Origin of the sequence: Paenibacillus ihbetae (assembly GCF_002741055.1) — a bacterium.
Lineage (GTDB): Bacteria > Bacillota > Bacilli > Paenibacillales > Paenibacillaceae > Paenibacillus_AQ > Paenibacillus_AQ ihbetae.
The window spans coordinates 2,677,062-2,688,742 of sequence record NZ_CP016809.1 but is presented as its reverse complement, the minus strand read 5'-3'; the positions used below and the strand labels follow the sequence as shown (position 1 = coordinate 2,688,742).

At 53.4% G+C, this 11,681-nt stretch carries 9 protein-coding genes; 6 read left to right on the top strand and 3 right to left on the bottom strand.

The window, feature by feature from the left end; translation table 11 throughout:
• Positions 1 to 21 precede the first annotated feature (21 nt).
• From BBD41_RS12055 to BBD41_RS12040, 4 genes are all read left to right on the top strand, one after another.
• On the top strand, positions 22 to 903 hold the full coding sequence (locus BBD41_RS12055; RefSeq protein ID WP_077570082.1) for a carbohydrate ABC transporter permease: 882 nt from the start codon (positions 22 to 24) through the stop codon (positions 901 to 903).
• 172 nt (positions 904 to 1,075) lie between these two features.
• On the top strand, positions 1,076 to 2,749 hold the full coding sequence (locus BBD41_RS12050) for an extracellular solute-binding protein (protein ID WP_206098301.1): 1,674 nt from the start codon (positions 1,076 to 1,078) through the stop codon (positions 2,747 to 2,749).
• Positions 2,750 to 2,865: 116 nt separating this feature from the next.
• Entirely contained in the window at positions 2,866 to 4,866 is a 2,001-nt protein-coding gene (locus tag BBD41_RS12045) for a cache domain-containing sensor histidine kinase (protein WP_237087064.1), read from the top strand.
• Positions 4,841 to 6,424, top strand: coding sequence for a response regulator (locus BBD41_RS12040; RefSeq protein WP_099477736.1), 1,584 nt, complete (start codon positions 4,841 to 4,843; stop codon positions 6,422 to 6,424). Before BBD41_RS12045 ends, BBD41_RS12040 begins: the two co-directional genes overlap by 26 nt.
• Positions 6,425 to 6,605: 181 nt before the next feature.
• Here the strand turns inward: BBD41_RS12040 and BBD41_RS30000 are convergent, their stop codons facing one another.
• Together BBD41_RS30000 and BBD41_RS12035 are read right to left on the bottom strand one after the other, a co-directional pair.
• Positions 6,606 to 6,758 (bottom strand): hypothetical protein, encoded by a 153-nt coding sequence (locus BBD41_RS30000; protein WP_007130568.1) that lies wholly within the window; start codon positions 6,756 to 6,758, stop codon positions 6,606 to 6,608.
• A gap of 298 nt (positions 6,759 to 7,056) precedes the next feature.
• On the bottom strand, positions 7,057 to 7,926 hold the full coding sequence (locus BBD41_RS12035) for an AraC family transcriptional regulator (protein WP_099477735.1): 870 nt from the start codon (positions 7,924 to 7,926) through the stop codon (positions 7,057 to 7,059).
• Between the two features lie 157 nt (positions 7,927 to 8,083).
• Between BBD41_RS12035 and BBD41_RS12030 the strand changes: the two genes are divergently transcribed.
• Positions 8,084 to 9,478 carry an MATE family efflux transporter gene (locus tag BBD41_RS12030; protein ID WP_099477734.1) on the top strand — a complete coding sequence of 465 codons (1,395 nt, stop codon included), beginning with the start codon at positions 8,084 to 8,086 and terminating at the stop codon, positions 9,476 to 9,478.
• Positions 9,479 to 9,687: 209 nt separating this feature from the next.
• Here the strand turns inward: BBD41_RS12030 and BBD41_RS12025 are convergent, their stop codons facing one another.
• Positions 9,688 to 10,020: a hypothetical protein gene (locus BBD41_RS12025; RefSeq protein ID WP_157929291.1), complete on the bottom strand. Its 333-nt coding sequence runs from the start codon at positions 10,018 to 10,020 to the stop codon at positions 9,688 to 9,690.
• Positions 10,021 to 10,588: 568 nt separating this feature from the next.
• On the opposite strand from BBD41_RS12025, the gene BBD41_RS12020 reads away from it, so the two are divergent.
• Positions 10,589 to 11,581, top strand: a complete 993-nt coding sequence (locus tag BBD41_RS12020; protein WP_099477732.1) for a LacI family DNA-binding transcriptional regulator — start codon at positions 10,589 to 10,591, stop codon at positions 11,579 to 11,581.
• The last annotated feature ends 100 nt before the right edge of the window (positions 11,582 to 11,681 follow it).

Below are 11,681 nucleotides of genomic sequence, written 5' to 3'. Positions count from 1 at the left end.
GAAAGGAGGCAGCGGCAAACGATGTTTAAACGCAAAACAAAGGGCGAAGCCATCTTCGACATGTTCAACAATTTCGGCATGCTGATCGTATGCTTTCTGACCATTTACCCGATCTGGTACGTGCTGGTCAATGCCTTCAACGACGGGCAGGACGCCATGCGCGGAGGGATCTACTGGTGGCCGCGGCAGTTCAGCCTGCAAAACTTCGAGGCGGTCTTCCAAAGCTCCGGCATCATGACGGCCATGGGCATTACGGTCGCCAAAACGGTGATCGGCGTATTCGTCCACGTTCTGTTTACGGCGATGGTAGCTTATGCGTTCTCCCGCAAGGGGCTGATCGGCGGGAAACTATATATTTTCTTGGGCACGGTCACGATGTTTTTCGGCGGCGGATTGATTCCGACGTACCTGCTGATCAAGGACCTTAACATGCTGGACAGCTTCCTGGTCTACATCATTCCCGCCATGTTCAGCTTCTTCGACCTCATCATCTTCATGACGTTCTTCCGGGAAATTCCGGACGGGCTGGAAGAAGCGGCGAAGATCGACGGGGCGAACGATTGGTCGATCTTCCTGCGGGTCGTGCTGCCGGTCTCGATGCCGGTCATCGCCACCATCGCCCTGTTCCACGGCGTCTACCAATGGAACGACTATTTCACGGGTGTGATCTATATCAACAACACGGATCTGCAGCCGATCCAGACCTACTTGTACAAGGTCATCGCGCAGTCCAGTTCGAACCAGATGATGGCCCAGGTGCCGGGAGGCATCTCCAAGACGGTGACCTCGCAGTCGATCAAAATGGCGACGATGGTCGTCACGACGCTTCCGATCGTGTTCGTCTATCCGTTCCTGCAGCGCTATTTCGTCAAAGGGATGATGATCGGCTCGATCAAGGGATAAACCGGCATCGGCCGCGGGAGCGCCAGGGCATGAATGCAGCCGGACGGCGCTTCCGGATGGCCGACGGGGCAACCGCTTGGCATGTACTGCCGTAGCAAGGGTAGTTTCTCTTGCCACTCCTGGCAAGGGTTCTATATAATCATATCTCTAAATAAGAAAAGGGGAAAAACACATGAGCAAGATGCTTAAGCCAAAGAGCCTTCTGCTGTTGATGTTCGCGCTGGTCATGGCCTTTACGACAGCATGCTCGTCCGGCGGCGATAACAAAAACGCCTCGGAGAAGGAAGGGGAGCAGTCGCCCCCTGCAGAGGAAGTGAAGCTGACCCAGGACGATCCGGGCTGGAAGGTGGACACATCGCCGATCACGTTCGACTGGTACATCAACTTCGCCTGGTTCCCGAACAAATGGGGAGAAGACATCACCTCTCAATACGTAACCGAGAAAACCGGGGTTAATATCAACTTTATCGTTCCTGCCGGCAACGAGACCGAGAAGATGAACACGATGATCGCCTCCGGCACGCTTCCGGATTTCATCACGCTGGACTGGAACAACGACGCGGTTAAGAAAATGATCGAAGGCGAGCTCGTCCTGCCGCTGAATGAGCTGGCGGAGCAATACGATCCGTATTTCTTTAAAGTAACCGATCCTGGAAAGGTATCGTGGTATACGAAGGACGACGGCAACATCTACGGCTATCCGAACGCGTCCTCTTCGCCGAAGGATTACGAGAAGTTCAGCGACAACATCACGTCCAACCAGACATTCCTCGTGCGCAAGGATATGTACGAGGCGCTCGGCAAGCCGGATATGCGCACGCCTGAAGGTTTCTTGAAAGCGCTTGAAGATGCAAAGAAAATGTTCCCGGACGTGAACGGGCAGCCGCTGATTCCGCTTGGCCTGCACGACTTCCACGAGAAGGGCAACTATTCGCTCGAGAGCTATATCCAAAACTTCCTGGCGATCCCGCTGGAGAAGGACGGCAAGCTGTATGACCGCTCCACCGATCCGGAATACGTGAAATGGCTGAAGACGCTGCGCCAGGCGAATGAAAAAGGGCTGCTGTCCAAGGATATCTTCGTAGATAAGCGTCCGCAAATGGAAGAGAAGATTGCCCAAGGCCGCTATTTCGCGATGCTGTATCAGCGAAGCGACATGGCTAACCAGCAGAACGTGCTCTACGCGAACGATCCGAACTCCGTATATATCGCGGTAGACGGACCGGCCAACTCCAATCTGGACCAGCCGACGCTGTCGGGACCATCGATCTCCGGCTGGACGTTAACGCTGATCTCCAAAGATGTTAAGGACAAAGCACGCGCCATCCGCTTCCTGAGCTATCTGATCTCCGAAGAAGGACAGCGTGACCTGTACCTCGGCAAGCAGGGCGTTACCTGGGATACGATTGACGGCAAGGACCAGTTCCTCCCTGAGGTTGTGGAGCTGCTGAACAGCGACCGCGGCGCGTTTGACAAAAAATACGGCGCGTCCCACACCTTCTGGATGATGATGGACACAAACATGACTCCGGCATGGGCCCCTCCGGCCGTCGAGCCGTTCAAGCAGATGGAAGACTGGACGCGCGGCAAGGCTCACAGCTTCTCGCAATTTGATCAGCTTGATCCGGACGGCAGCTCCGAGGAAGGGATTATTAACGACAAGGTCCTGACCGAATGGGGCAAGACGCTGCCGAAGCTGCTGCTGTCCTCCTCGGATGCGGAGTTTGACCAAGTGTGGAACGATTACTTGGCTAAACGCGAGTCGCTCGGATTTGCGAAAGTGCAGGAATACAGACAGAAAGAATACGAGGAGAATGTGAAAAAGCTTGAGGAGTTCCTGAAATAATGGAAGCAACCCACTTGAGGTGAATGGAAATTAGATGCGAAGGTACCCTATTTCTTTTGATGTCGAAATAGGGTGCCTTTTGGCATGTCAAGCGATATGATAGGAGCATATCCGGCTTGTCGGGGCAGGAAGAGCGTCAGTTCACGATGGAAGCGCGGACGTTAACGAAACAGGAAGTGACCGTCATGAGAAAACGATGGGTGCAGCTAATTTCATCCTTTACCTACTGGGTCGGGCGCAGGTCCATGCAGAGCCGCCTGGTGGCCGCCTATATTTTGATTTTGCTCATTCCGAGCATCATCGTGTCGAACTACTTTTTTCAGCAGATTCGGGATACGTATATCAGCGATGCGCTGAATCAAAACACGTTCCTGCTGGAGACCGAAAAGATGAACATGCAGAGCCAGATCGAGTCGATCGAGATGGCGGCGCAGCTTGCGATCTCCGACCAGTCCATCAAGGATTACCTGCGGATCGAGGAGGAGCTCAGCTCGGCCGCGCTGATGGAGGTGGCGTGGGGGCCGTCCAAGGACATTCAGCGGATTCAGACGAATAACCCCAACATTGCACACCTCCGCTTGTTCACCGGCAATGAGCATGTCATGGAAATGTGGCCGATTATCTTCAAAGAGAGCCGCATTGCCGCGGAGCCCTGGTTCGCCCAGATGAAGTCGCAGGGCGTCAGTGAGCTGTGGGTATTCAATCACCGGGATCCGGATATTCTTCAGCGCTATGCGACAGATGTTCCCGAAGAGCAGCCGAAGGTGTCCCTGATCCGGCGGGTCGGAAGCGGTGCCGAGGACGGGCTTATTCAGGTCGATATGCTGCTTAAGTATTTCGCGCCGAAGACGTTTGGGGGAATTCATGATACCGGCTCGCAGATGGTGATCGTGGATCGGGACGGCCAGTTTTTCATGGATCGCAGGCAGTCCTTCATGTCCAGCCGAGAGGGGCTGCGGGACGAGGTAGAGACCCAGTTCAAGAAGCTCTTACAGGAGGAGACCGATCCGGAATCGGACCGCATCGTCCATTCCCGGTTCAGCGTGGACGGGGCGTCTTACCTGCTTATCGCCGCGCCGGTGGAGCGGCTGCAAGCGCATGTGCTGAATGTCGTTTCCCTGGAGGGGGCGCTGAACAATGTATCCAAAGCGCAGTGGCAGATCATAGCGGCGAACGTGATCCTGATCATTTTGCTGTCGGTGATCACGTATTATTTGAACTCGATTATCTTGAAAAATTTGCGGCGCCTGACCGACACGATGAAGAAGGTGCGCAAGGGCGAGGTTTCCTCCGGTATCGATATCCGGGGCGGCGGCGAGGTCGGCGAGCTTGCGCATCATTTCAATAAGCTGATCCGCACGATTAATGAGCTGATTGCGCAAGGGATCCGGAAGCAAGCCGTCACGAAGGAAGCGGAGCTTCGAACGCTGCACAGCCAGATCGACTCGCATTTCCTGTACAACACGCTCGAAAACATCAAGATGCTGGCCGAAATCGAGGGACAGCGCACGATCTCGGATGCGTTAACCTCGCTGGGCGGCATGATGCGCTACAATTTCAAATGGTCGGGGGAATACGTCAAGCTGAGGGATGAAATCCGCCATATTCGCAATTACATTGACGTTATGAATATCCGGTACGATGAGCCGATTGAGCTTGAGCTTAATATACCTTCGGAATTCATGGAGCTGGAGGTGCTGAAGATGTCGCTGCAGCCGATCGTGGAAAATGCGGTGAAGCACGGTTGGCCGGACGGCTCGGCCGAAGCGAAGCGGATCCAGATCGATGTGGTGGCCTGGGAGGAGGACCGGATTACGATTTACGTGAAGGATAACGGGGTTGGCATCGAAGCCTACCGTCTGGGCAGGCTGCGCGAAGTTTTGCGCACCGTGCATGATGAGGATCTTCCGTCCGGAGATTACGGGCGAGGCGGGCAGCAGGCCGGAGGCATCGGGCTCCGGAACGTGCATCAGCGGATCAAGCTGTTCTACGGGAATGAATACGGCTTGGACGTGAATAGCGAAGAAGGAGGGTTTACGCTGGTGACGATGACGTTTCCGAAGGTGTTGTTAACGGGAGGAGGAGGCGGACATGAGAAATCTGTTGATCGTGGATGACGAGAAGAACATCCGCTTCGGATTGAAGATGATGATCGAGCGGGAGTTCCCGGAGGTGTACGATATCCGGATGGCTTCGCAAGGGGAGGAAGCGCTGCAGCTGCTTCGCGCCCAGCCGGCGGACATCGTGATAACCGACATCCGGATGCCGGTCATGGACGGCATCCGGCTAATCGAGTCGCTGGCCGAGCTGGAAGGAACGGGGGCAGCCAAGCCGGTCGTGCTGATCCTGAGCGGCTATGAGGACTTCGAATACGCGAAGGCTGCGATCCGGTATCAGGTGAAGGAATACCTCCTGAAGCCGATCCGGCGCGAGGAGCTCTTCGCCGCGCTGCGCAAGACGGAGGAAGCGCTGATTCGGCAGGCCGAAGTGGACAGCCGCATGGCCGCCACCGACGTGTATCTTCAGCAGCTGCAGTCTCACCGTCTCAAGGAGCTGCTGGAGCAACCGGAGGATACCGGCATTGATTTGGCGGCAGCGGCCGAATCGATCGGCTTCGAAGCGTACGTCAAGCCGTTTCGGGTGGCTGTCATGAAATATAAGTACGAAGACGGCAATACGATGAACAAGGATGAGCTGAAGCAGCTCGTGGAGAAAATGATGGAATCCGTCGAGGGGCGAATCAGCGCCAGCCTTTTGGACGGCCGGGGGAGGCTCGTGCTGGTCGGCAGCCCGGACGGACAGTTCGAGAAGCTGGCACGGCAGTTTGCGGAGCGGGAGATGGACGGATTATTCGTCGGCATCAGCCGGGAAGGCTCCCGGATCGAGGATGTCCGGATCTGCTATAGTCAGGCGCTCCTGGCGCTCAGCTACACCTTCATTCAACCGAATATCAGGCTGATGAATCATGAGGACATAAACGGCGAGCTGCGCACTTATCCGATGCCGGAGGAGGATATCCGCAAGCTCGGCAATATGCTGGGCACCGGGCGCGACCGGGAGATCAAGACGCTGCTGCTGGATATTTTTCATATCGGGGATATGCCGCATGTGGATATCGCTTATCTGGAGCGCGTGGGCAAGCAGATCAATGAGCAGGTGCTCGATGAGGTGTTCCGCGTATACGGGGAGTCGATGGTCGAGGTGCTCAAGCTCTACCGAAGGGTAGGGACGATGGATAATTACCGTCATTTTCATGCGTATTACCGCAGTCTCGAGCATCTGCTGCTGAGTGTGAACGAATATATTCAAGGCATCCGGTCCGCTCATAGCGAGCATTCCGAGATGAAGGCAGCCATCGCTTATATGGAAGAGAACTACCACCGACCGCTGAACATGGCGATGGTCAGCAATCACGTGTCGCTTAATTATTCGTATTTCAGCGAGGCGTTCAAAGCCCATACGGGCGAAAACTTTGTCGCTTACCTGAAGAAGCTGCGGATCTCGCGGGCCAAGTCATTGCTTCAGGACGGGGCGATGAAGCTGGCCGATATCGGCAAGGCGGTCGGATTCGAGAACACGAAGCAATTCTCGCGCGTGTTCAAGGAGCTGGAAGGCATATCGCCGCATGAATACCGCATGAAGCTGCAGACTGACGCGGAGCTGGGGCGGGGATAGAGAGGTGGAGTCGCTCCGTCCCCAGCCATGCTGAGGATTCAAAGCATCTCGTCATTTAACGTCAAAAAAAGACACCTTAAACGCTCTTCACGGCCACGGTACTTTCCGGGGCACAGACGTCCAGGTGTCTTTCGTATATATGGGATCATGTGGCCATAATCCTTGAAATGCATGGATGTGATTATTTCGAGGTCGTTTCCAGAGAGGACAGCGTCATTTCCATCTTGCGGGTAATTTCTCTCTGCCATTTCACATCGCCAAGCTGGATGGCAAGATTCAGCAGATCCAGGTAATCGTCAATCTGCAGTGAACAACGGCGGGAAGTCGTTTTCATAAGACCATCGGCTCTCCTTTATAATTCAACTTTTCAAGCAGAAAAATGACGGTCATGGAGGTGGCTTTGCCTGCAGCGGATGTTCCAGACCCGCACGGATGTCTGTCTGAGCCCTCCGCGCTTATTGCCCTATAGAACTGCTTGCAGCCACGAGTACAGCAGCCAGGCGGCCGCTGCGTCCATTCTCAGCTAATTCTCACTTGTCCGGTAATGATAATCATTATCATGTAACTACTGTTTATTATAAAGACTTCCCGCGTAATTGCAAGTGATTTTCCTATCTGGAATCAAAATAACATTAACTCATAAAGAAACGCTGCCTGTACTTTCGAGGCGAGATCCCTTCCTGCTTGGTGAAGCAGGAGGTGAAGTAGGCCGCATGGTTAAACCCCACCTCTTCCGCGATGCGGCTGATGCTCAGGTCTGTCTGAAGCAGCAGCAGCTTTGACTGCTCGATCCGGTAGTGCTGCAAATATTCGACGGGCGAGCAGCCGTATTCCTTCTGCATGCAGCGTGCGATATACACCGGATGGAAATTGATCCGCTCCCCTAGCTGCTGCACTTTGAACTCCTCCTTGTAGTGCTTTCGCAAATAGGCGGCGGCCCGATCGGCGCAGGCGGAGGAAGGCGTGGAGATCGGCGCATCCAGGGCGGCGGCAAGCTGCTCGATCAGCTCCTGGAAGACGACCTGCTGCCGCCATAGGAATTTGGCCTGCTGCCCATGCTGGACCAAGGCGTTTAGCGTGGCCAGCAGCTCCACCGCCTTTTCCGGCTGCGGGAGGCTTCCGAATTGCGGGATTTTGACGGAAAAATAGTTCGGTGTCATCGCCTTCAGCTCCACGATGTCTTCTCTTCTCGAAGCATCGCCGGATTCCTCCGCGCTCCATGGCCCCGACGACTGAAAGTGCAGCCAATAATAGTCCGTTTCCTCCGTGCAGCCTCTTGTACCGAAGTGGTGGGTGTCGGGACGCAGAATAAGGAACATGCCCTGCCTGATTTCATAGGGATGGCCGTTCTCGGTCACGTCAAGCTGCCCCTTGACGACGACAAGCAGGTCGAAGATGCCGATGTTTTTACGGTTCGGATGCCCTCCATTCACGGGGGCACGGGTGAGTCCGCTATGAATATAGACCGGCAGCGGCGGAACGGTAAAATTCAGGATCGTCATAAAGAAAGCCCTTTCGTGATGAGTGAGGTTGGATTTTTTATAATTTACGTTCGGATACTGATATTATAACCCTAGTATACCATCTATAATTTGAAAAGGTTATCGCCGTTTGAAGCGAATTTGGCGTGTAACCCTTACATCATGGGTGGAGGTTGGAATGTTGGATAAAGATACAAAAAAATTTACGCTATGGGTTCTGGCATGGCCCATATTTATAGAGCTGTTCCTGCAGTTTTTGCTGGGAGCGGTGGATACATTGATGGTCAGCCGCATTTCCGATGACGCGGTGGCGGTGGTCGGCTTCTCGAACCAGCTGTTCCAGGCGATGACGACGCTGTTCATGACGGTGGCGAGCGGGGCGGGGATTCTGATCGCGCAGAAGATCGGCTCGTACAAAACGGGCGATGCCCGGACGATCGGCATCATGGCGGTGAGCGTCACGACCCTGATCGGCCTGGCGTGCAGCGTGATTCTGTTCGCCATGCCTGAGGCGATTGCTTCCATGCTCCAGCTGCCGGACCGGCTGCTGCCGCTTGCCGGCACCTATATCTCGATTGTCGGCGGGGGGATGGTGCTGATCGCCATGATGGCAACGATGAGCACCGTCATTCGCAACACGGGCAATACCCGCGGGCCGATGTACGTGGCGATCGGCATGAACGTCATCCATGTCATCATGAACTATGGCTTTATTTTCGGCGCCTTCGGCTTCCCGCAGTGGGGCTTGACCGGGGTGGCGATTTCTACGGTGGCCAGCCGGCTGCTCGCGGTGCTGATGCTGCTGTACATGTTCCTGCGCGCGTTCGAATACAAGATCAAGTGGAAGGAGTTCCGGGTGTTTGACCGTCCGCTGTTCGGCGAAATTTTGAAGATCGGCTGGCCGCTCGGCATCAATATGTCCTGCTGGGTATTCTCGCAGCTGGTCATCTACTCGTTCATCGCGCAGCTAGGGGCAGCGGAGCTGGCAGCGCGTACGTACATGAATACGCTGGAATCGTTCTGCTTCCTGCTCGGCTCCTCCATTGCGATGGCGGCCCAGATCCAGATCGCGCATTTGTACGGGGCCGGCCGAACCCGGGAAGCGTACCGGAGCGCATATCGTGCGCTCGGCATCGGCGCGATTTACGTGATCGTAAATGCATTCGTGCTATATATATTCGGTAAGCAGCTGCTCGGGCTGTTTACCGATGACAAGACGATCATTGCGATCGGCGCGTCGCTGCTCGGCATGAACCTGATCCTTCAGCCAGGTAAAATGCTCAATATGGCGCTGGGCAACTCGCTCAATGCAGTGGGGGATACGCGGTTTACGATGTATATCTCCCTCGGCTCGATGTGGATCGTGGCGACGGTCCTGTCCTACGTGCTGGGGATCTATATGGGATGGGGGCTCATCGGCATCTACTCCTGCATGATTGCCGACGAATACTTGCGGGGCGTCTTATCCTATTTCCGATGGCGGGGACAGAAGTGTCTGCGCAAGGCGGAATCGCAGGCACCTGCGGATTCCGTGAAAATGCCGGGGGAATCGGTGGCAGCTGCCGGAGTGTAGGTGTAATAAATGCAACAATGTGGAACATGGATTGTATGTTAAAACGAAAGCAAGACTGCGCTTTGTTTTAATTGGTGGGGTTTGGCCCAAAATGTGTCCCAAAGTCATCGTGAAGACTTTGGGACACTCTCTTTTTCGAGAGGCGATTGCATCAGGCGGGCTTTTTCTTTTATACAATTTAAATCTTCGTATCTGCATAAACCATCGTTTCAACGAATTAGATAAACTCTATCCTTTTCCAATTGGTCAGGATATAAATCCATAAAAGTGTTATAATCCAATTCTTCATTTGGTAGTGAAGAGATAATGTCCTGTATTTCCAATTGTAAGTTGGTATATTTATTGTTATCTAAGATAATGCAGAAGGTAATATCCGTACATAAATGTAATGCTTGAAATAACTCTTTTATTTCTTTAGCCTGATTTCTTTTGGGGTCAGAAGAGACAAAATCGCAGGAGCATTGGTTGGTAATATCATAATAGTACTTCTCTGGATGTTTATGCTCCACACCCTTTGTTATGTCCCTAATATAGATATTCATGTCGATGAATTCCCCGATAATAGAATCCGGGATATTACGATCTACTACAATATGCATAAAATAACACATAGCTGCCTCCTATTTAATATTCCGTTTTTAAGATGAGGTAGACCCTGATCAGTATCTGTTTTGGCGGTATCTGGGTAATAACCGGATGCTATTATTACCTAGAAAGGTACAGCAGCATAGCAGTACCTCTTTTTGCATTTAACTTACATAACAGTTTGAAATTGATAAATGTTACATCCTTGGAGTAAAAAATCTGATAGAACGTGAACATCATTCGAATAATTCTTGGAAAGAACAGATACAAAGTAGGAAAATGGGGGAGGGGGAGAGGGTAGCAGTAATGAGAGATCCTCAAGAAATTTGGTTTTGAAGTTAGGAATTCAATGTACCCCTGTCAACAGCTAAGTTGTTCACTACCAGCCCCCTTAGTTTCCCGCATCCCTGCCTGCATGTTATATTTAGGGGAAACAGAGGATGAAGGAGAGAGTACTGTGTGCAGACATATCGCAACCATTCTCGGGGCGGGACAGGCCGTTGACGTCATGGGTGGAGGACAAGAATGAACACTACCATTTCAGATATCGCCAAAATCGCAGGCGTGGCCAAAAGCACGGTGTCCCGTTACCTGAACGGCGGTTCCGTCAGCGAGGCTACCCGGCGGAAAATCGAGCATGTCATCAAGGAAACGGGCTACATTCCAAACTCCTTCGCCCAAAGCTTGAAGGCCAAGAAGACAAGCATGATCGGCGCGATCGTACCCCGGCTGGATTCCTTCGCCGCATCACAGACGGTGACCGGCATGGATGAGGAGCTGAGGGAGAACGGCTACCAGCTGCTGATTATCAACACAAGCCAGAATCTATCGCGGGAGATCGAGGCCCTGTATGACCTGGCAAGGCAAAAAATATCGGGAATTGTCTTGTTCGCTACGCAGATCACGGAATCCCATCTGACGGCGATCGACGAAATCGGGATCCCGGTCATTTTTCTCGGTCAGCAGCATGAGGATGTCCACAGCATTATTTATGACGATTACACGGCGGGGTATGATATCGGCCGATATATTTTAGCCAAGGGACACCGGGATATCGCTTATTTGGGGGTAACCGAGATGGACGTGGCTGTTGGAGTGCGGCGCAAGCATGGGTTCCAGCAAGCGCTGAAGGAGCAGGCCGGCGCCTCGGCCGATTTTTATGAGAGCGGGTTTAGGATGTCGGCAGCGGTAGAAGCCGCTTCCCTTATCCTGGATAACCGGGACCGGCGTCCAACGGCCATCGTATGCGCAACGGACAATATTGCGCTTGGAGTGATGAAGGCGGCGCATATGCGGGGAATCCGGATTCCGGAGGATATTTCGGTTACCGGCTTTGGGGGCTACGATGTGACCGAAGTGATTCATCCCGGCCTTACGACGGTTAAATACGGCTATGCAGCTGCAGGGCGACTGGCGGCGCGTCAAGTCATGAAGCTTGTTCAAGAGGAATCCGTCGACACCCTGACGGTACTGGATTATGAATTTATCGAGCGCGAAAGCGTTGACAATATCGAATAGAATCGATTATACTCAAAGCATCGGAACCGGTTCCAAAGTGTTGAAGCACTTTGGAACTGCGTCCATTATTTTTACCTCATGTTGGAACCGGTTCCACTAC

What these genes read in the sequence shown, in the direction of transcription:
- BBD41_RS12025 (WP_157929291.1), bottom strand. Translation starts at nt 10,020, where the DNA reads ATGAATATCTATATTAGGGACATAACAAAGGGTGTGGAGCATAAACAT.
- BBD41_RS30000 (WP_007130568.1), bottom strand. Translation starts at nt 6,758, where the DNA reads ATGAAAACGACTTCCCGCCGTTGTTCACTGCAGATTGACGATTACCTG.
- BBD41_RS12030 (WP_099477734.1), top strand. Translation starts at nt 8,084, where the DNA reads ATGTTGGATAAAGATACAAAAAAATTTACGCTATGGGTTCTGGCATGG.
- BBD41_RS12055 (WP_077570082.1), top strand. Translation starts at nt 22, where the DNA reads ATGTTTAAACGCAAAACAAAGGGCGAAGCCATCTTCGACATGTTCAAC.
- BBD41_RS12040 (WP_099477736.1), top strand. Translation starts at nt 4,841, where the DNA reads ATGAGAAATCTGTTGATCGTGGATGACGAGAAGAACATCCGCTTCGGA.
- BBD41_RS12035 (WP_099477735.1), bottom strand. Translation starts at nt 7,926, where the DNA reads ATGACGATCCTGAATTTTACCGTTCCGCCGCTGCCGGTCTATATTCAT.
- BBD41_RS12050 (WP_206098301.1), top strand. Translation starts at nt 1,076, where the DNA reads ATGAGCAAGATGCTTAAGCCAAAGAGCCTTCTGCTGTTGATGTTCGCG.
- BBD41_RS12020 (WP_099477732.1), top strand. Translation starts at nt 10,589, where the DNA reads ATGAACACTACCATTTCAGATATCGCCAAAATCGCAGGCGTGGCCAAA.